Here is an 18,846-nt window from a genome sequence, read left to right on the forward strand (position 1 = left end):
CCCCCGTAAACGGCAGCGCACACCCGTGGCCCTTCGGCCCCTGCCTCGCGGGCAACCGCTCTCCCGCAGCGTCGAGCAGGACGCGTGCCAGTTCCTGCGGCCGGCAGAACATCGGCGGTTCCCGGTGGGCCGCCACCTCGTCAACGACGTCCGGGCCACGGCGCGGCCGCCGGCGGGGCGAGCTTGGCGAGGGCCTCGTCGACGGCCTGGCCGAGTTCGTCGCGGAGCGGGGCACATTCGCGGACCGGGTCGGTCTTCGGGCAGGTCAGCAGGTGTTCCAGGATCCGCTGGGCGGCCTGTAGATGCTCGATGCGGCCCTTGATGGCCCCGATCGAGGTGGTCAGCACCTCGCGGCCGGGGGGCTGATCGGCGGCCGGGGTCTCGGTGATCAGCGTGGCGGTGTCGGCCAGGCTCACCAGGCCGCGATGGTGCAGACGCTGGATGAGCGCGAGCCGGAGCAGCTCGGCGTGGCCGTAGTGGCGCACGTTCCCGCGGCGTTCGGCTGCGGGGAGGAGGCCCAGGTCGTCGTAGTAACGCAAGGTGGATACCGGCACGTTGAAGCATCGGGCGGTCTGACTGATCGAGTAGCGCGCGTCTCCCATGGGTCGATGTTGCACTCAAGTCGGCTTGAGCGGGGAGGCTGGTCGCCGATCACCCGCAAACCGCGAAGGGAGCGTGCCGACGATGCGTACGGAGAAGGTGCCGGTGCTGGTGGTGGGGGCCGGTCCGGTCGGACTGTCGGCGGGGATGTTTCTCGCCCACTGGGGTGCCCGGCCCCTCGTCATCGACAAGCGGGACGCGGCATCGGCGCTCGCGGCGGTTCCGCGCGCGAACACGAGCCTGCGCACACTGGAGTTGCTCCGGGCGGTGGGCCTGCAGCCCGAGGTGGAGCAGTGCGGTTGGGAAGGCGGCCCGCCGATGTGCTCGGTGTTCAAGGACAGCGGGCTGGGCCGCACCCTGTATCGAGTGGGGCCACCGCCGCGGTACGCCCAACTCCTGGACACCTGCAGCCCGGTGCCTCCCCGCCGCCACCTGACGCACGATCAGGTGCAGCGCCTGGCGCTCGGGGAACTGCGCCGACGAGGCGGGGAAGCCCGGTTCGGCGTACGGCTGGTGGACCTCGTCCCGGAAGCCGACCAGGTGCGGGCCCAGGTCGTCGACGCCCGCACGGGCGAGGAGTGGGAGATCACCGCCCGCTATGTCATCGGCGCGGACGGGGCGAACAGCGCGGTCCGCGCGCGGCTGGGCATCCCCCTGTCCGACCGCGAGGTCATCGCCCGCCTCAACACCGCCTTCTTCCGCGCCGATCTCGGGCCGGTCGTCGAGGAGTGGGGCACGCACCTGTGCTTCGTCCGCAACGACGCGGTGTACGCCGCGCTGATATCGAAGAACGGGCGCGACCAGTGGTCCTCGCACCTCCTCGCGTACCCCGGCAAGCCCGAGGGCCTGGCCGAGCTGACCGAGGCCACGACCGTCGCACTGCTGCGGGCGGCGATCGGCGACCCGGCGATCCCGATCGAGCTGCACGCCGTCAACGCCTGGGAAGCCGCCGTCGCCATGGCGTCCTCCTTCCGCGAGGGCCGGGTCTTCCTGGCCGGAGACGCCGCCCATGTGCAGAGCTCGGCGGGCGGGCTCGGCATGAACACCGGGATCCAGGACGGCCACAACCTCGCCTGGAAGATCGCCGCCGTGCTGCGCGGGCAGTTCGCACCGGCGCTCCTGGACACCTACGAGCCCGAACGCCGCGCCGCCGCCGAGGCATCCCTGGCCCTCTCCCGCAAGATGCACCGGGGCTACCAATCCCTCGACGGCGACCCGAACGACCTGTACGAGAAGGTCGCCGTCGACTACCTGCGCGGGATGATGTTCTACGGCTACCCCGCGCCGGACAGCACCGGGGCCGCCGCCCCAGAGCACCACCTGCTGAACGACCCCGTCCGCCCCGGCCACCGCTTCCCGCACCGCTGGGTGAACACCGCCGAAACCGGCCGGGATTCCCACGAACCCGACCGCGTTTCCACCCTGGACCTGATCGGTTCGGACTGGACCCTGTTCGCCGGTTCGGACATCCCGCGCTGGCGGGCGACGGCCGCCGCCCTCGGCACGACCATGGACATGGACCTGCGCGTCCACGAACTCGGCACGGTGGACGGTGCGGTACTGGTCCGCCCCGACGGCTTCGTGGCCTGGTGCGGCACGTCCCACGCCGCCCTCCGGGCCGCACTCCGGGCGAGCGGCTGCACCGGCCGAGCCGACGCCCCACCCGTGGGGATCACGGTCTCCAGCCGGTGATCCTCAGCGACGGGTGAGCGCCGGGCACCTCAGCGGACCGTCACGGCGACCACACGGGAGACCGAGCGGACCTTGGCGTGCTGGTCCTGCGGAGTGCGCCCTTCGAGGAGCACCGCGCGGAGCTGCAGCTGGCCGCGGTGCCTGGCCGGCACGTTGACGTTGACGGCACCACCGGCACGGCGCACGGCCTTCGAACACTTCACGGTGTGCCAGGCGCCACCCGCCTGGCGCTCCTGGACGCAGACGCGGTTGAACGAGGAGTTGTCGTCGCTCGCCTTCCCCGCGGCACGGACGTGGCCACCGGCCTTGACGGAGCGAGGGCCGGCGCTGAAAGAGAGGGAGGATTTCGCCGAGGCCGGCGCTGCGGCCAGACCCAGCGCGGTCACCCCGACGACGGTGAGGACAACGGCACGCATCGGGCGGTGATCGCGGTGCGTCGTCATCCTTCTTCTCTCCTGGGTCATCCTTCTCTCCTCAACGAGACGATCTACGGTGGCCGGGGCGGCCCACGACCGACCACGGAGTGGCCGAGTGGCCGCACCGTCCGGGGCAATTCCTGGACCGGGCGCCGGTCGCCGCACGCTTGTGCGGCAAGTGGCAGTTCACTGACGTTACTCGGGACCGGCTCAAGGGGCCATCCCGGAGGCGAGCCAACCGTGCCGGACGGGGGGAGCGCGGCGCACCGGCGCCGTCAGCTCAGTGCCGTTCTCCGGGACCAATTCCCGTGGCGCCCGTGTCCCCGACATCCGCTTCATTTCCGTAAGACCCGCGGACAGCCGCTTTCCCGTGCCGCGGGTTTTCCGCTCTTTCCGCCCCGCGCGGTCCCCTCGCTCTCGCATCCGTATCGTACCCAGGGCGATTGCCAGGACGTTTCGATGACGACCAGTCCGTGGATTCCCGAGGTCCGGCTTTCCGAGGCGACAACCTGAACACCACCCGCCGCGTGAAAGGGGATTCAGGAGGCGGCGTGCACCAGGCGCATGTAGCGGTCCCAGTCCCACAAAGGGCCGGGGTCCGTGTGGTCGGTGCCGGGAACTTCCTCGTGCCCGATGATGTGCTCGCGGTCGAGGGGGATGTGATAGCGGCGGCATACCGCGGCGGTGAGGGCGGCTGATTTCTCGTAGAGGCTGTCGGTGAACCATCGGGGTTCGTCGACTTTCCCTTCGTGCTCCACGCCGATGCTGCGCCAGTTGTACGCGGTGTTGCCGGAGTGCCAGGCGACGTCGTGCTCCCGTACGCATTGGGCGAGGTAGCCGTCGTCGGACCGCAGTGTGTAATGCGCGGAGGCGTGATAGCCGGGGCGGGCGAAGAGCATCAGGGTGTCGGGAAACGTCTCCTGCGTGACGTGCACGATCACCATCTGCACCGGGTGCGCGGCCGGCCGGTTGGCGGGGGTGTAATTGGTGATGTTCGCGGGGACCCACTGCGCCTGGGGATAGCCGGAGGATGTCGGGGTCTCGGACGGCGGACCGGAACAGGCCGTGCCGGCGGCGAGTGCCGCCACACCGGTGAGCAGATGCCGTCTGCTGAGAGAGTGCCCGTCGCGCGTCATCGTGGCCCCGTCCTCTCCTCGGTCATTTCCCGGCCGGGCCGGGGAGCACCCGTTCCAGCGCTTCCCAACTGCTGTCCCGTTCCCGCTCGGCGGCTTCCGCGCGCCCGCCGCCGCGCAGGCCGAAGAGCCGTTTGGCGAAGAGGAGATACGCCACCACCGCCAGGTTGATGATCAGGGTGAGGACCTTGGTGACGGTGACCCGGGAGGCCAGTTCGTAGACCTCCGGGACCAGCAGCACCGTCGTGGCCACGAAGGTGAGGTATTCCGCCCAGCGTTTCCCGTACCAGAGGCCGACCGCTTCGACGCCCTCCAGCAGCGCGTACGCGGCGAGGACCAGCCCGATCACCCACAACGTCGACGAGCGCACCGTGAACGCCTTGGTGACTTCGCCCAGTAGCCCCTGCCGGGTGCCGCCGGCGCCGCCCAGGCCGTTCTGCAGAAGGTCCATGAACCGGTAGAACGGTGCTCGCAGACTTGCGCGTTTGTCGGCGAAGAGGAGCACGCCGACGGCGAGTGCGCCCAGCACCACGAAGTGCAGGAGCCGGTCGAGGGCGATCAGGCGCAGCACGTAGCGGTCGCGCAGCGGCTTGCCGCGCAGCGGGAGGGCGATCTCGTCGCGACCGGGCGGGAAGGTGCGGTCGGGACGCTCCGGCGGGGACTGCGGCACCCAGGCATCGCACCGCAGACAGCGGTGCCAGCGCAGCCCGCCTCCGCCGTCGCGCACGACCAGTCCGTCGCCGGGCCGCACGCGCGCCGCGTCCACGCCTTCGAGATGGTGACCGTGCAGGGCGCATCCGAGGAGCTCGTAACGCAACCGCCGCTTGTCCGCGCCCGTTCCGGGCACCGGCACCGGCTCGTGATCGTCCGCCATGGGTTCCTCTCGTCGCACCCGGGTCCGGGGGCCGTCGCCTGCCGGCGGCAGGCGCGCAGGTGCCCGCCGCCAGTGTGGGCGACGGGACCTGGCGAATCGGGGAACCCGGGGCGCGTCATGCGGCTGTGTTGCCTGGCGCCGTGTGCGTGGTCCGGGGGCCGGCCTGTGCGGTGCGGCCCGGCGGTTCCCGACGGGAGGGGAGCGGCGGCGGCCGGGGGGCGCCGTCAGGTCCGGGGGGCCGTGGTGAGCTGGGTGAGGGTGGTGTGGGTGAGGTGGCGGGCGTAGGCGGGGTCGAGGAGACCGGGGCGGAAGAGGATCCGGTACATCATCGGCGCCACGAGGTGGTCGAGGACGATGTCCAGTTCGGGTGCCGGCTCGCCTCGTTCGGCGGCGCGGCAAAGGAGCGTGGTGATCTGCTCCGCGGCGTAGGCGGAGCACCGGCCGGCGTTGGACCCCTCACGGTCGCCGGCGAGGGCGTCTTGGATGTACGCGCGCCCGGCGGCCGAGGACATCTCCTCCAGCCATTGCACCGCCCACGTTTCGAGGTCGTCGGGCAGGTTGCCGAGGTCGGCGGGTGGCCCCTCCGGCCGCAGCCGCTCCACCGCCACATCGGACAACAGCTGCTGCAGGTCGCCCCAGCGCCGGTAGATGGTCGAGGGAGTGACATCGGCGCGTGCGGCGATGAGGGGCACGGTGAGGGCCGCACGGCCCTGTTCGGCTTCGAGTTCGCGTACGGCTTGGTGCACGGACTGCTGAACGCGTGCGCTTCTGCCGCCCGGGCGGGCCTTCGGCTTGGCTCCCATCCCTCCACCTTAACGCTCATTTTTTGCTTCAAGGGAGGGGTCGGGGGGCCCGGAGGCGCCCGGGCGGAGCTGCGCGGGGCTTCAGATACCGGCGGGCTGTCGAGCCATGACCGGCAGGGTGGGGGCACAGGTGCGCTCGTAGGTGCTGGCCGCGTCCAGCAGCGCGGTCTCGCCGAAGGGGCGTCCGATGAGTTGCATACCGATGGGCAGCCCGTCGTGGTCGACGCCGACCGGCAGCGAGAGCGCGGGCAGGCCGGTGATGTTGGCGGGCGCGCAGAGGCGTACGTAGGCGTCGGCGACCGCTTCGGTCGTCCCGTCCGGCCAGGTGAAGGACTCCTGATCGCTGCGCGCGGCGGTGGCGGGGACGGTCGGTGCCGCGACGAGGTCCACCTCGCGCAGGAGTTGGGCCCATTGCCGGCGCATCAACGTGCGGGCCTGCTGTGCGCGGATGTGGTCGACGGCGGGGAGGAGCGCCCCGGCCTCCAACAGGACGCGGACGTCGGCTCCGTACCGTTCGGGGGCGGCGCGCAGGCGTGGGGCGTGGTAGGCGGTCGCTTCGGGGACCATCAGCGCCCAGTGGGTGGCCTGGACGGCGTCGGGCAGCGGAATCTGCACGTCCACGAGGTGGGCTCCGAGGCCCGCCATGTGGTCCAGGGCGGCGCGGACGGCGGCCTCTACTCCGGGGTCCACGCGGTCGAAGTAATAGGCGGTGGGGACACCTATACGGAGGCCGTCGAGCCGGTCGTGGTCCTGCGGGCGGTGACCGGTCGGCGGGCGGGATGCCGATCCGGGACCGCTGCCCGCTCCGTCCGCTGCGCGCGTGGCGATGGCGTCGAGGACGAGCCGGGCGTCGTGGACGGTGCGGGTGAGGGGGCCTACGTGGTCCAGCGACCAGGACAGCGGCGTGACCCCTTCCCGGGGAACCAGGTCGTAGGTGGGTTTGAGGCCGACGACGCCGGTCAGCGCGGCGGGGACACGGATGGAGCCGCCGGTGTCCGTACCCAGCGCGAAGGTGGCGGCTCCCGCGGCGACCGCGGCGGCCGAACCGCCGCTGGAGCCGCCCGCGGTCCGGTCCGGTGCCCAGGGATTACGGGTCTGCGGTGTGGTCAGGCCGTAGGCGAATTCGTGGGTGTGCGCCTTGCCGAGCAGTACCGCGCCCGCTTGCCCGAGGCGTGCGGCGACGATGGCGTCACGGTCGGGTATCCGGCCGGCGTCGACGGCCGAGCCGGAGGCGGTCTCCACACCGGCGGTGTCGATGAGGTCCTTGAGCGCCATGGGGATGCCGTGCAGGGGGCCGCGGCGCCGCCCGGCGGCGATCTCGCGCTCGGCCGCGGCGGCCTGGGCGCGCGCCGCATCCGCGGTGACGGTGGCGTACGCATGGTGCAGCGGTTCGGTGGCTTCGAGCCGGGCCAGGACGGAGTCGGTCAGCTCCACCGGTGACAGGCTTCCGGAGGCGATCGCGTCGGACGCCTCGGTGAGGGACATCTCGTAGGGCTGCATCGCCGTCACCGTCCGCTGTCGGCGCGGTAGGAGGGGGCGGGCGGGAGGTCGTCCAGGTCGAGGTCCCGGAGGCGACTGACGACGGCCAGGATGTGGTCCGCGGTGGCGGCGACGGGGGCATGGCGGTCGGCGTGCAGCGGGATTCCGGCCCGTTCGGCCGCCGCGGCGGCGCTCTGTGGAGTGTGCGGAGGTAGAGGCATGGCGTGTGCGTCCTTCTCGTCAGGGGCGGGACACGGGAGGGGCGGGGGCGGCGCTCGACTCGCCCACCGGGAGGTGTGACGGTAGATCACCCCACACCACTAAAGCAAACCAGTTGCGTTAATGCTCGCACTGGCGTACCGTTAACGCAACATCTGAGCTTTAGTGTCCGCCAGTCATCCCGCACCACCCACCAACCAAGGAGCGGCCCCGTGTCCACCCCCACCTGGACCATCGGCGACCTCGCCGTCCACCGCATCGACGAGATCGCCTTCCCGCCGGAGACCGGCTCCTGGCTGCTCCCCGCCGCCACCCCCGACACCGTCGCCGCCACCCCCTGGCTGCGCCCCGACCACGCCCATCCCGACCACCGCCTGCGCCTTTCCAGTCACACCTTCGCCATCCGCGCCGGCGAACTGCGCATCCTCGTCGACACCGGTATCGGCAACGACAAGGACCGCGCCAACCCCGCCTGGAACCATCTGCACACCACCTATCTCACCCGCCTCGAAGAGGCGGGATTCCCGCCCGACTCCATCGACCTGGTCGTGCTCACGCATCTGCACACCGACCACGTCGGCTGGAACACCCGCCTCCAGGACGGCGCGTGGATACCCACCTTCCCCCGCGCCCGGTATGTGACCGCGCGCGAGGAGTGGGACTACTGGTCAGGCGTCGAACTGGACGCCGCCCGCCGCCAGATGTTCCGTGACTCCGTCCATCCGGTCCGTGACCACGGCCTGCTCGACGTCGTCGCCGTGCCCGCGGTCGGGACCGAGGTCGCACCCGGCGTCACCCTCATCCCCACCCCGGGGCACACTCCAGGACACCTCGCCGTCCGGCTGACCGACGCCGGCCATACGGCGCTGATAACCGGCGACTGCATCCACCATCCCGTGCAGCTCGCCCACCCCGACCTGGACAGCTGCGTCGACATCGACCCGGCCCGCGCGGCGGCCACCCGACGCGCCCTGCTCGCCTCCCTCGCCGGGGCCGACACACTCCTGCTCGGCAGTCACTTCCCGCCGCCCACCGGGGGCTTCGTGCACGCCGACGGTTCCGCCTACCGGCTGGCCTCGAAGGCACCGGGCCATCGTTTTTAGGCGGCATCAGGTAGCCGGGGAGAATCTGGGGAGATCGTTTCAGAACCACCCGCGAACCACGCGTCCATGGCTGTCCGGCCGCGACCGTCAGCCTGCGGCATCATGTGCGCGTAGACCTTGAGCGTGATGCTCGGGTCTGAGTGGCCCAGCCACTTCGAGACCGCCACGATGGTCTCTCGGGCATCCAGCTGCACCGAGGCGCATGTGTGCCGAAGGGCATGGAAGCCATGCTCCCGCGACTCCTCGTACTGCTTCACCTTCTGCCCCTGCCTGCGGTCCTTCCTCGGCCTGATGTAGACCTCTGGTTCGGCGATGAGACCAGCCGCGGCCAACGCAGGCTTCCACTCGCGCGCGTTCCATGCCTCCCTGCGGATAGCGCCCCCCTGGAGGCTGTGACGGTCAAGGCGTGCGTCTGAGGAGCCCAGGCTTCACGTTCCTTCTTCGTAGACGGGGGCATAGGATTGATCCACGGCGGCGTCACCTCCCGCGCAGGATGCTGGTCAAGGTGAGCCTTCAAGCGGCTGGCGAGGTGCCGGGGCAAGGGCACATCCCGGGGTTTGCCGCCTTTGGGTGGGGCGAACGACAACTTGCTGCCGATCAAGCCAGCGCGAGGTCCAGCTGCGGGAACGCGCACTCGACCTCGCCACACAGGTCCACACCCACCCCCACTGGGACAACCTCACCGGCCCCGACCTCGTCAAAGCCCGCATGAAGCTGAAGCACGTTGGCGACCTCACCGAGGGATAGCGCACCTTGGCAGAAAGCCCCCGCCCAGGCTCCCCGGGCGGGGGCTTTCGCTGTCGCTGGCGATGCGAGAGAACACCGCATCACCGAGCTATAGGCCGCCGCGGTCGGACAGTTGGCCAGCGGCAGTGCCGCTATACGACTCGCGGGCCTGTACGCGCTCGGGTCCTACCAGGTTTGATCAACCAACGTTGAAGTCGAACCTGATGTCCAGATCAGTGTCCCAATCGATCTCGGCGCGAACAAAAACAACGTTATGCCCGGGACTAACGTTGTAAAGGTGCAGTGTCGCATCCCCTAAGACAGGAGTCCTACTCGCGTCGACCTCTGTCAAACTGCAAGATACCGCAGTGCCGGGGCCAATATCGGAGATGGTGAACGGCTGGTCGAAGAGGCGATGATGACTGGCGAAACCTCGCCGAATGTCCGACAGTCCCTCTGTCCCCTGGACTTTCTCTGTGCTGATCGGCTGACTCTTGCGGTGGGTTGCGACTTTCGTATGACGGCTCATCGATACCCCGCCCTTTCCATACGAGTTCCCTGAACGAACCCCCCATTACTTAAAGTGTCACTCCAGGTTGCTCCGCCCGCCACGCGGCCGGAGGGAGATTCCTACCTCGCTGGCTGCGTTCGGGTGTTCGTCGACCCCCGTGCGCTGTGGGTGCGCTCCGGGCGCTGCGGCACCACGCCTTACACGACCACCTGCGGGACGTCACCATCACCATCGACCCACCAGCACTAGGCGCGGCGCGCAGTAACGACCGCGGCGGGCCACGGAGTGAGGCCCACTTCATGGGCCCGAAGGGAGACCTGGATGAACCACCGACTCGCCCCCCCGCCGACACATAGCCGCCGTCCTGACCACCCTCGCCCTCAGCGCCACCGGGCTGGCCACCGCCGCCCCCGCCCACGCCAGCACCCTCTGCCCCGGACAGGTCGAAATCGCCTCCACCGCAGGGGACTTCTGCGTCACCCCACGCCCCGCTCCCGGCGCCACGGCCAGTGCTTCAGGTGTCACCACCATCACCAACAACACCCTGGCACCGGTGACAGTGACCAGCGATACCGGAACAACCACCACGGTCGCCCCCGAACAGATCGATGTGGGCATCAACGTCAAGGAAGAAGTCAGGGTCCGCCCAGGATTTGCGTGAGCGGGGGAGCGGCACCGCGGGCGTAGCCGGGGACCAACCCCCGCTGCGCCCGACCCACATCCAGGCCGACACCGGGGTCAGACCTCACCGCGTCCTCCCGCGGGAACACCGCCGTGCACCGCCGGCAGTACAACGACCGCTGCCACCGGGCCCGCGCATCCACCGCGGTCTGCGCCCGGTACGCGACAGACAGGCTGCGCTGACGAGGCCCCCGGGCCGATACCCCAGCACGCGATCGTTTCAACGCTCCACATGAGTACGCGCCCCGGCGCCATTGAGTAGCAGCACCGATGTGCCCTCCCCTACAAGGCATTTGGCTCTGTGACATGCTCCTTGCCAAAGCACCCCATTCAACAAAGAAGAACCGGCTGCCTGGCAACGCAGGCAGCCGGTTTTGATGTCGGTGAATGACTACGGTGCCATCACTTCGAGCGCATTCTTGGCTGCTTGGACAACCCCATCCCACAACGGAGAAGCCATGAAGGCACTGTCGGTGCTTTCAGAGCCGACCTCTTCGATGATTTGGAGGAGCCGGTCCGACAGGGCCTTCATGGCCTCAGCTTCCTGATCTGAAGCGAGCGTGTAGCCAATGACGTTGAAAGGATTGTCGAGGATGGCGGCGTCATCCAGAATGTTGACATTGAGAGTGAAGTCGTCGAAGAAGTCTGGGTTCGGGTAGATCTTGTCGATCCATACCCGCTTCTGGTACTCAGGGTCCGCAAGGGCGCGAACGGCCGAGAGGACCTCCCCCCTCATTTTCGGAAGACGGATCTGCTCTTCACTCACGGCCGGTTCCACTCCTTCCACTTCAGCCACTCGGTTACCGGGATATGCGCCTCATAGGCATTTTGCTTGATGGATCCAGCGAGGGGCTTGCCGTCCCGACCGAGGACTTTACCTCCCGAATTGATGACCACGTGATCTACCTGCTGGTATGTCTGAGAGTTGTTCAGGTTGCCCTTGTCGATCCGGATACCGTTCCCCTTGCCGTCATTCCACCGGTACCCGACCCCCTTGTTGGTGAAAGACTCGTACTTTCTAGGAGAATCCGGCACCGCCGGCTGCTCGGGACTCCACTTCTCGTCCAGTCGCGCCTGGACGAATTCCCGCAGCTCAGGGCAGCGGTCGATCCTCCGTGGCTTAGGCCGCGGCCGACGTGCTCGTGCCCGCCTGTGAGCCGCGAACGGGCGATAGTGGACCGGATGGTTCGGCCTGACATTCGGGTTGCCGTTGCGCCGGATCTCCCGGCTGATCGTCGACGGGCTGCGGTTCAACTCGCCAGCGATTGTCCGGATCGACTTCCTCTCTCGCCACAGATCGGCGATGCGGACTCGCTCCTCCTCGGACAAGTAGCGGGAGGAGACGGGGGCTGAGGGGCATTCCGTTCCCCTTCGCGGGGATGCGTTACGAAGTCGCGGGGATCACCGACGACAGGCTGGATCGCGGCCCGCACCGTCTTTCGTCCTGCCCTCGTGGTCTGTACGCGCGCACCGCGCCCGCTGATCCACTCCTGTCCCGTTCGACGGTTGATGCCGACGACGCGACCGGCCTCTCTTATGCTCACGCCTTCGTGTATCAGGTCGAGAAATCTCTGCTTGACCTCGGGGGGCACCCGTCTACCGTTCGGGCCCCCGGCTGTGCTTCTGCCCTTCATCGCCTACCCAGGAGGTCGGGTGTTGCGACGATCATTAGGACCCAAGTCGGAGGCGGGGCGTTCTTTGTTGTTCTCAGGCCCTGCCGACAACGCGGAGTTCTCTTTGCCGCTACGACTTGCGGCTAGCGCGGACCGCGTCGGTGTACTGCTCAGTGGTCAAGTCGCCTTCGTTGATGCCCATCTCGGTGAGGAGTGCACGGACGTCGTCCAAGGCGGCCTGCAAGTCGTCGTCCTTCGTGAGTGTTTCGACTTCGAGGAACGTGCCGTCGAGTTCCGGCACTCGCACCAGCGTGGCGACCATGCGCCGGCCCCGCGCCTCGAAGTGGTAGTTCCGGCATCGCTTCTCGAACGCGATGGCGGCCACGTAGCCGAGGCCGCGCAACGTGGCATGGACGGCGTCCGGGTCGTCCACGCGAGTCTCGTGCTCGGGCTTCGAACCGGACGCTTCATCGACCCGCGCCTCCTTGTACGTGAGGACGGTGCGGGTCTCCTCAGGCCCGTGGACGGTCCGGACACGCAATTCCCGATCGCTCTGCTCCAGGTCGCCGGCGCCGGTGTCGTAGTAGGTGTCTTGGTACACCTCGGCCAAGCCGGCAACGAGCCCTTCCAGGCGCCGCATGACGCCCTCGGGATCCCGCACCCGAGCCTTCAACTCTGCCTCGATCACCAGCTCTACCCCCTTGCTCAGACGGTACGAACGCCGTCATCAACGATCGCTTCAAACATGCGCCGGAAACCCCGGTACAGGGGGCCGTGCGGCGTCTCCATCACCTTGTACGTTGCCGACTCGTGCCCTTCCCAGCCGGCATCGAAGGCAGACACGAACAGCGTGGAGTCCAGGCGAATGATGCGCCACGTCGGCAGCATCCTGTACCGGTACACCCGAACGTCGCCACCGCCCGACAGTTCCCGCAGCCGGGCTTCAGTCAACCGCACCCCACTCGCGAGGGATTCCGCAGATTCCCCGATTTCGGCGGCGCGCACAGCCAAGGCGGGCGTCTCGGGATCGAGGAGCAGAACCCGGACTCGCGGAGGATCAGGACGGATCACCGCCCCCCTTAGCAAGGAGTCGTTCAACCCGATCAGGCCGAGACCCCGCACGGCCAGCACATCCAGCTCCACCGCGGTCCGGGCCTGCCGCCGAATCTCCTCGGCAGCCGACGCCTGCTCGGCGTAGACACGCACCACCTCGGGAAACGCCGCGAGGTCGAAGGCCCGCCCGCCGCTTTGCTTCTCTCGTCGCGCTGCCAGGCCGAGCAAGTGCCGGGCATCGTCGGGCATGTTGAGTCCGTCCGCGATGCGTTCGTACACGTCCAGCCGGGATACCTCGCGCCGCCCGTTGTTGATCTCGTTCACTCGGGCCTGAGTCATACCGGTCGCTGTGGCGATCCTGGCCTGGCTGGCGCCGGCGTACTGCTGCACGTGCCGGAAGACCGCGCCCACATCCCGTGCCCGCAGGGCCTGCCGGACCTCGGCCCGCTGCCATGCCCACTCCGGCAGCTCGATCGACATCAGCGCAGCCTTCACCCGTACCCCCGCACCAGTCGCGAAAGCTATCTCACCGTGAGATTACCGGCCGGGTATCGAGCTATCCCGCAGCTATCAGGATTCTGGGCGGGTGAACTCCCGAGCCGCCGAGGGCATCCCTGTTGACGTCGAGACGATGCGCCGCACCATCGACCGCGCCCTCGTCCTCCGCTCCAAGCCCCTCGTCCGCACGGAGCTGGAGGAACTGGAAGGGCTGCTGCGTGGACACATCGAAGTGATACTGCCCGACGCCGTACAGCGAACCGAGCGGCTGTGGCGCGGCAGCCGGGAGTGGTACCTCGACCGGTCCACGCTGGGAACCGTCGCCAACAACGTCCGCCTCGGGCTGGGGGACGAGCCGATGGGCAATTACGTCCACGTCACCAGGCTCGCCCGTGATTGCGGCTGGCTACTCAGCCGGCACGCCGAGCGCGCCAGCTCCTGACTCCCGCGGCCCGCGGTCAAGCGCGCAGGCCAGCTGGCGCGCAGTCGAGCGCCCTCGAACAGCCCGTCAAGCGTTTGTCATGGCAACGTCGTTGCCCCGTCTGCTGGATACCACCGCTGCCACACTCGGCGCACCATCCGAGCCTCTGCACTGGGGGGATCTTTGATCAGCACCATCACGCGCCCGGCCCGCCGAATCCGTAGCGTCCTCGCCGCCGCCACGCTCGCCGCAGCCGTCATCGCGCCGGTCACCATCAGCGCCGGCACCGCACAGGCCGTCACCGTCCACTGCGCTCGCCACACCACCGGCGTCTGCGGCACCCACATCAAGCACCCGCGCGGCGTCATGGCCAAGTGCAAGGACGGCACCTGGTCCTACAGCCGCCACTTCTCCGGCACCTGCTCCCACCACCGCGGCGTGAGGTACTGGTTCAAGTAGACCGACCCGAGAGATGTAGGTACCCCCTGTCGCTTTGTACACGAGTTGCTTGCGCAGTCATTCGTCGATGAGTGCGGGAGTCATCTCTACGACGGCCAGGTCGATGTTCGCGACTTCGGGGAGGCGCCCCGCCGCCTCTCCGATCCGACCGCTCTGTCGGCGCTCGCCGATGACGGCTGGTCCGGCACACGTAACTGCAACCACAGCGTGGCGTTGGACAGATCACAAAGAAGATGAACGTCTCATCGAACAGGGGCATCACAGTGATCACGAAGGTTCTGGCCGGCGCGGCTCTCACGATTGCCGCAACGATGGCCGTCGCTGTACCCGCATCGGCGACGGATTTCGGAGCCCGCGCGTCGACGGACTTCGGAACCCGCAACGGCAACACCGTCATCGCGGGCGAGGCAGGCGGCATTCTCAACACCTATGGCGCGCCGCTCATCAACGTCGACCTCCGCTGCGCGGCGCCGCTACCGGAGGGTGAGGGCATCGGGGGGCACGGGCTCGGCGGGCCCAAGGCCGCGTGCAACCTCGCGCCCGTCGACCAGTACCAGGCACCGCAGAAGCTGCTCTGACAGCAGCACCGCGAGGGATCGCTCCCGCACCGGCCCCGCGGATCAGCCAAGGCCGCGGAAGCGCCCTGGAACGGCGATCACCGTCCGCGTGACCTTCACTTCTGGTAGCCAGGCGACTCCGGATCGGCTAACTTCCTCACTAGTAGTCGTGGTTCCGAAGTCTCAATGCCCGCGGTTCGCACCGCGGGCGTCGTGCTGTGCAGTAGTGCCCGAGGACCAGGGCGATCACCTCATTCAGGGGCACTGACAAGCCAGTGCCCCCCGACCCTGGACAAGGGGACAGCATGGCAACCGGCTCCGTGAAGTGGTTCAACGCCGAAAAGGGCTTCGGATTCATCGCCCAGGACGGCGGCGGCCCCGACGTCTTCGTCCACTACTCCGCCATCAACGCCGGCGGTTTCCGGTCCCTGGAGGAGAACCAGCAGGTGACTTTCGATGTCACCCAGGGCCCGAAGGGTCCGCAGGCGGAGAACGTCACCCCGGCCTGATCGAATGGCTCGGCGCCCCAAACCCACACGGTTTGGGGCGCCTTGCCGTAGCCGTGCCGTAGGGAGCGGCGCGCCGAGATCAGTCGCGGGATGCCTCAACGCCTTGAGCAAGGATGAGTTCCTGCATCAGCGAGCGGCCTCAGGCCGGATCGTCCTCCCACGGGGTCCATGTGTGTCCGGCGGGGCAGACCAGCCGCGCGGGGTCCGTCCAGTGCCCAAATGCCGTCCATCCTCGGTCAGCGCCACAGTCCGGACAGTGGTGGGCTTCGACTCGAGGGCCTTCGACATAGGAACTGATCGGGATGGTTGCGACGTCCATCACGGCGTCGTTGATCGCCGTCGCTGTCGGATCCGGTCCCTGAACCAGGATCGGTTCGAGCACCGTGATCGTCCAAAAGGCGTCATCTCGGTGTACGTCGTCGCCCATCTCGCCACCCAGTTCCTCGATGCAGCCAACTCACGCTAGCCCACGCCCCCAAGGCGATGCTCAACGGCAGTGGCAGACCCGTCCATATAGGCTCGATGGGATATTGGCTCCACTGAGGCTGTTCATCAATCGGTCGTTACATGAATTGGTCTCGACGGGCGTCGAGTTGAGCAAGGGGCCTGTACAACCTGTTCACCAAACGGTTCATCTACCGCTACCGTTCAAGAACCCGTGCCAACCCTTTGATGAATTCGGAGGCTGTAGGGCCCTGATCGGGCTCGTCCGCGTATCCACCGACAAGCAGAACGTCGACCGGCAGCATGACGCGCTCGACCCCATCTGCGTCAAGGTCTTCGAAGAGAAGGTCTCCGGCAAGCCGGCCGTCGATGAGCGCCCCGGTCTCAGTGCCGCCCTCGACTACCTCCGCGACGGCGATATGCTCGCTGTCCAAGAGGTCGACCGTCTCGGGCGTGAAGCTTCCCCGTGATCTTGGACACTCGATCTCTATGCCGTGAGGTCGTGTTGGTGCCGCTGCCGTGTCTCGGCTGGGGTGAGGTAGCCGAAGACTTTGTGCTTGCGCAGTCGGCGGCGGTTGTAAAACGTCTCGATGAAGTCGAATACCTCGGCGTGGGCGGTGGCTCGGTCGGGCCGGATTCGGGTGCCGATCTCTTCTTTGAGTAGGGCCCAGAAGCTCTCCGTGGCGGCGTTGTCGAAGCAAGATCCGGTTCGTCCGCAGCTTTGCCGGAGGTCCAACTCGCGTATTTCGAACTGGAATTGGCTGCTCGTGTGTTCGCTGCCGCGGTCCGAATGTGCTATGCAGCCGGGCGGGAGGCGGCCGCGGCCGGCGGCCATCTTCAGCGCGTCGACGACGAGCGTGGCGCGGTGGTGGTCGGCCATCGGGTAGCCGACGACTTCGCGGGTGGCCAGGTCCAGCCAGCAGGCGAGGTAGAGCCAGCCCTGGCCGGTGGGCAGGGCGGTGATGTCGCCGACCAGCTTCGTGCCGGGGGTCTCGGCGTGGAAGTCGCGGCCGATCAGATCCGGTGCCGGCTTCGCCTTCTTGTCCGGCCGGGTCAGCGACCGCCGCCGTCGGCGGCGGCGGTCTCCCTGGATACCGTGCTCGCGCATCAGGCGGGCGACGCGTTTGCGGTTCACGCTCCGCCCCAGGCGCCGCAGTTCGGCATGGATGCGCGGGACGCCGTAGGTCTGGCGGGAGGCGATGTGGATGACGGTGGTCTCGTGCACCAGCACTTCGTCGGCGGCCTGCCGTGCGGCCGGGGTCTTCGAGGCGTCGAGCCAGGCGTAGAAGGAGGAACGGGCCACCTTCAGCAGCCTGCAGAGGAAAGCAACGCCGTGGGTGGTCTTCTCCGCCTCGATGAACGCGTACGTGTCGTTCATCGATCGCTCTCCTTCGCGAAGAAGACCGCGGCTTTTCGCAGCACCTCGATCGTCTTGGCCTGTTCGGCGTTCTGTCGGCGCAGCCGCTTGAGCTCCTCACGCTCGGCCGTGGTGAGCTCACCGGGCCGTCCCTCGCCCCGGTCTGTCTTGGCCTGGCGGTACCAGCCGCGCAGGGACTCCGAGCTGATGCCCAGATCCCGGGCCACCGCGGTGACCGTCTTGCCCGTGGAGTCCACGAGCGCGATCGCGTCCCGCTTGAACTCCTCGGTGTACCGCTTCGTGTACTTGTTTCCCACCTGGTGCTACTTCCTCTGGAACCTCAGGTCCCAGTCTCCAGGTGTCCACGATCAAGGAGAAGGCTCACACCAGCCCCTCGCCCACGGTCTCGGTCGGCCACTGGTTCGTCAGCGGCTTCGCCGCAGCGCACGGAGAAATGCCCGTCCAGCGTCACGAGCCGGGCGGCCATCTTCAGGTGCTCGCGGATGTGGTCGGCGAAGGCAGGCTTCCCCGCCTCCCAGGCGTCGCGGCCCCGCTTGTGGACGTGGGCAGCCTGTGCGGCACCGGCAGCCAGGCGTAGCCGGGGCCGGGCAGACGTGCGACGCGGAAGCTCTGCCAGCTGTCGGACCCGCTGCTGCCTTCGAGACATCCGCAGTCGCGAGCCAGGTCCGCCCACCGGTCGACCTTGGTACGCCGGCGGCAGCGTTCGCACGCGTACCAGAGCATCGGCGAGACCGGGAAGCCGATGCCGGCACCGCCTGTCGACGGAACGACTGGCCTCCCTGGCGGGGAAGGCCAGACCACGGGCCGCGACTCAACGCCAAAGGGTTCGCCGCTGCTCGGAACGGCACTCGAACTTGATCGACGTTCGCTGTTCGCGGGTGGCCGCGGCCTGTCACTGAAAGCAGGACTGCCCTCAGTTGCGCGGGGTGGCGCGCAGGTGCAGGCCGGTGGTTGCGAGGCCTCTGAAGGTGGTGACTTGGTAGGTGGGTTGTGGTCCGGGCGGTTCGCTCAGGTGGTAGCGGTGGGCGGTGTGTGCGGTCAGGAGGGTGAGCATCGTCATGGCCAGAGCGGCTCCCTCGCAGCCGTGGGCCAATGCGGTGGGCTGACAAGGCCGTTGGAGTGCCTCGCGCTTCGCGGTGACGCTCCGGCACTCCGCGCCGGCATCGCGGGACGCGCTCTACCACCGCCCTTCAAAGACTCTGCTGAGAATGTCGCAACAGGGTTGTCAGGCCGCGAGGATGAGGGCATCGAAGCGAGAGGCCTGGGGGTAGCCGAATATGCGGCCGGGGCGGGGGGTGGGCAGGTTGCGGTAGCGGGTGTGGCGCAGGCCGGTGACGCGCACGGCTTGGGAGATCGTGGCTTCGACGTCGGCCCGGACCTTGTAGCGGGCCTTTCACGCGTCGGTGTCCTGGGCCTGGCGGTCATGCTGGGACTGGCGGCTGCTGTGGTGCGGGGCCGGCCCCAGCCGTTCCATGCCCCGCTCGGCCGCGGTCATGAAGAGGGCGGCGGTGGTGAGGGTGGGGTGTTGACCTGCACGCACGCCCGCGCGCTCGAAAGGGGGCCGCAGAGCTGAATGTGCCAAGGCGCGCTGAGCAAAGTCCGGACTCCTCCCATACGGGACGCCCACTCGGCTTCGACCGCGGCTTGAGGGTTCCCGGCGGTTCGGCCCCGGACCGC

General features: G+C 68.4%; 25 protein-coding genes. 8 read left to right on the forward strand and 17 right to left on the reverse strand.

The window, feature by feature from the left end; translation table 11 throughout:
• Positions 1 to 140: 140 nt before the first annotated feature.
• Entirely contained in the window at positions 141 to 602 is a 462-nt protein-coding gene (locus GR130_RS18745) for a MerR family transcriptional regulator (RefSeq protein WP_159505798.1), read from the reverse strand.
• Between the two features lie 82 nt (positions 603 to 684).
• On the opposite strand from GR130_RS18745, the gene GR130_RS18750 reads away from it, so the two are divergent.
• Positions 685 to 2,292, forward strand: coding sequence for an FAD-dependent monooxygenase (locus tag GR130_RS18750; protein ID WP_159505799.1), 1,608 nt, complete (start codon positions 685 to 687; stop codon positions 2,290 to 2,292).
• Positions 2,293 to 2,321: 29 nt separating this feature from the next.
• Here GR130_RS18750 and GR130_RS18755 read toward each other — a convergent pair whose 3' ends face one another.
• The 6 genes from GR130_RS18755 to GR130_RS18780 all read right to left on the reverse strand — a co-directional run bounded on the left by GR130_RS18755 (position 2,322) and on the right by GR130_RS18780 (position 7,218).
• Positions 2,322 to 2,735, reverse strand: a complete 414-nt coding sequence (locus GR130_RS18755) for a hypothetical protein (RefSeq protein ID WP_159505800.1) — start codon at positions 2,733 to 2,735, stop codon at positions 2,322 to 2,324.
• 512 nt (positions 2,736 to 3,247) lie between these two features.
• Entirely contained in the window at positions 3,248 to 3,844 is a 597-nt protein-coding gene (locus tag GR130_RS18760; RefSeq protein WP_159505801.1) for an N-acetylmuramoyl-L-alanine amidase, read from the reverse strand.
• A gap of 22 nt (positions 3,845 to 3,866) precedes the next feature.
• The gene (locus GR130_RS18765; RefSeq protein ID WP_159505802.1) at positions 3,867 to 4,715 is read right to left on the reverse strand and encodes a DUF2127 domain-containing protein; all 849 of its coding nucleotides are present in this window, start codon (positions 4,713 to 4,715) and stop codon (positions 3,867 to 3,869) included.
• Between the two features lie 224 nt (positions 4,716 to 4,939).
• Positions 4,940 to 5,518: a TetR/AcrR family transcriptional regulator gene (locus tag GR130_RS18770; protein ID WP_159505803.1), complete on the reverse strand. Its 579-nt coding sequence runs from the start codon at positions 5,516 to 5,518 to the stop codon at positions 4,940 to 4,942.
• A gap of 81 nt (positions 5,519 to 5,599) precedes the next feature.
• The gene (locus GR130_RS18775; protein WP_159505804.1) at positions 5,600 to 7,018 is read right to left on the reverse strand and encodes an amidase; all 1,419 of its coding nucleotides are present in this window, start codon (positions 7,016 to 7,018) and stop codon (positions 5,600 to 5,602) included.
• A gap of 5 nt (positions 7,019 to 7,023) precedes the next feature.
• Positions 7,024 to 7,218: a hypothetical protein gene (locus GR130_RS18780; RefSeq protein ID WP_159505805.1), complete on the reverse strand. Its 195-nt coding sequence runs from the start codon at positions 7,216 to 7,218 to the stop codon at positions 7,024 to 7,026.
• Between the two features lie 210 nt (positions 7,219 to 7,428).
• Between GR130_RS18780 and GR130_RS18785 the strand changes: the two genes are divergently transcribed.
• Complete coding sequence (locus GR130_RS18785) at positions 7,429 to 8,319, forward strand: MBL fold metallo-hydrolase (protein ID WP_159505806.1); 891 nt, start codon at positions 7,429 to 7,431, stop codon at positions 8,317 to 8,319.
• On the opposite strand, the gene GR130_RS40625 is transcribed toward GR130_RS18785, so the two are convergent.
• The 5 genes from GR130_RS40625 to GR130_RS18810 form a co-directional block, all read right to left on the reverse strand.
• Positions 8,316 to 8,576, reverse strand: a complete 261-nt coding sequence (locus GR130_RS40625) for a tyrosine-type recombinase/integrase (RefSeq protein ID WP_236573184.1) — start codon at positions 8,574 to 8,576, stop codon at positions 8,316 to 8,318. The two genes, GR130_RS18785 and GR130_RS40625, sit on opposite strands and share 4 nt — an antisense overlap.
• Before the next feature lie 2,052 nt (positions 8,577 to 10,628).
• Complete coding sequence (locus GR130_RS18795) at positions 10,629 to 11,003, reverse strand: SCO4402 family protein (protein WP_159505807.1); 375 nt, start codon at positions 11,001 to 11,003, stop codon at positions 10,629 to 10,631.
• Positions 11,000 to 11,566, reverse strand: coding sequence for a helix-turn-helix domain-containing protein (locus tag GR130_RS41885; protein WP_159505808.1), 567 nt, complete (start codon positions 11,564 to 11,566; stop codon positions 11,000 to 11,002). Before GR130_RS41885 ends, GR130_RS18795 begins: the two co-directional genes overlap by 4 nt.
• Positions 11,567 to 11,980: 414 nt before the next feature.
• Positions 11,981 to 12,538, reverse strand: a complete 558-nt coding sequence (gene cyaB, locus GR130_RS18805; protein ID WP_201304923.1) for a class IV adenylate cyclase — start codon at positions 12,536 to 12,538, stop codon at positions 11,981 to 11,983.
• Positions 12,539 to 12,555: 17 nt separating this feature from the next.
• Complete coding sequence (locus GR130_RS18810; protein WP_159505809.1) at positions 12,556 to 13,383, reverse strand: helix-turn-helix domain-containing protein; 828 nt, start codon at positions 13,381 to 13,383, stop codon at positions 12,556 to 12,558.
• 106 nt (positions 13,384 to 13,489) lie between these two features.
• Between GR130_RS18810 and GR130_RS18815 the strand changes: the two genes are divergently transcribed.
• From GR130_RS18815 to GR130_RS18830, 4 genes are all read left to right on the forward strand, one after another.
• Positions 13,490 to 13,843: a DUF6415 family natural product biosynthesis protein gene (locus GR130_RS18815; protein WP_159505810.1), complete on the forward strand. Its 354-nt coding sequence runs from the start codon at positions 13,490 to 13,492 to the stop codon at positions 13,841 to 13,843.
• A 162-nt stretch (positions 13,844 to 14,005) separates the two neighbouring features.
• Positions 14,006 to 14,281, forward strand: coding sequence for a DUF3761 domain-containing protein (locus GR130_RS18820; protein WP_159505811.1), 276 nt, complete (start codon positions 14,006 to 14,008; stop codon positions 14,279 to 14,281).
• 263 nt (positions 14,282 to 14,544) lie between these two features.
• A complete protein-coding gene (locus GR130_RS18825; RefSeq protein WP_159505812.1) occupies positions 14,545 to 14,859 on the forward strand; it encodes a hypothetical protein in 315 nt (104 codons plus the stop codon).
• 284 nt (positions 14,860 to 15,143) lie between these two features.
• Entirely contained in the window at positions 15,144 to 15,347 is a 204-nt protein-coding gene (locus GR130_RS18830) for a cold-shock protein (protein WP_016575107.1), read from the forward strand.
• Between the two features lie 139 nt (positions 15,348 to 15,486).
• On the opposite strand, the gene GR130_RS18835 is transcribed toward GR130_RS18830, so the two are convergent.
• Positions 15,487 to 15,774 carry a hypothetical protein gene (locus GR130_RS18835; protein WP_159505813.1) on the reverse strand — a complete coding sequence of 96 codons (288 nt, stop codon included), beginning with the start codon at positions 15,772 to 15,774 and terminating at the stop codon, positions 15,487 to 15,489.
• A 19-nt stretch (positions 15,775 to 15,793) separates the two neighbouring features.
• Between GR130_RS18835 and GR130_RS40635 the strand changes: the two genes are divergently transcribed.
• A complete protein-coding gene (locus GR130_RS40635) occupies positions 15,794 to 16,261 on the forward strand; it encodes a recombinase family protein (protein WP_236573186.1) in 468 nt (155 codons plus the stop codon).
• Positions 16,262 to 16,278: 17 nt separating this feature from the next.
• On the opposite strand, the gene GR130_RS18845 is transcribed toward GR130_RS40635, so the two are convergent.
• Both GR130_RS18845 and GR130_RS18850 read right to left on the reverse strand, forming a co-directional pair.
• Positions 16,279 to 17,169, reverse strand: a complete 891-nt coding sequence (locus GR130_RS18845) for an IS3 family transposase (protein WP_159505814.1) — start codon at positions 17,167 to 17,169, stop codon at positions 16,279 to 16,281.
• Entirely contained in the window at positions 17,166 to 17,465 is a 300-nt protein-coding gene (locus GR130_RS18850; RefSeq protein WP_159505815.1) for a transposase, read from the reverse strand. The genes GR130_RS18845 and GR130_RS18850 overlap by 4 nt, the downstream gene beginning before the upstream one ends.
• A 41-nt stretch (positions 17,466 to 17,506) precedes the next feature.
• Between GR130_RS18850 and GR130_RS18855 the strand changes: the two genes are divergently transcribed.
• A complete protein-coding gene (locus GR130_RS18855; protein WP_159505816.1) occupies positions 17,507 to 17,746 on the forward strand; it encodes a hypothetical protein in 240 nt (79 codons plus the stop codon).
• Between the two features lie 336 nt (positions 17,747 to 18,082).
• On the opposite strand, the gene GR130_RS18860 is transcribed toward GR130_RS18855, so the two are convergent.
• Both GR130_RS18860 and GR130_RS18865 read right to left on the reverse strand, forming a co-directional pair.
• Entirely contained in the window at positions 18,083 to 18,229 is a 147-nt protein-coding gene (locus GR130_RS18860) for a hypothetical protein (RefSeq protein WP_236573189.1), read from the reverse strand.
• A gap of 333 nt (positions 18,230 to 18,562) precedes the next feature.
• A complete protein-coding gene (locus tag GR130_RS18865; RefSeq protein ID WP_159505817.1) occupies positions 18,563 to 18,709 on the reverse strand; it encodes a hypothetical protein in 147 nt (48 codons plus the stop codon).
• Positions 18,710 to 18,846: the final 137 nt, after the last annotated feature.

It is taken from the genome of Streptomyces sp. GS7 (assembly GCF_009834125.1).
In the GTDB taxonomy this organism is placed as follows: Bacteria; Actinomycetota; Actinomycetes; order Streptomycetales; family Streptomycetaceae; genus Streptomyces.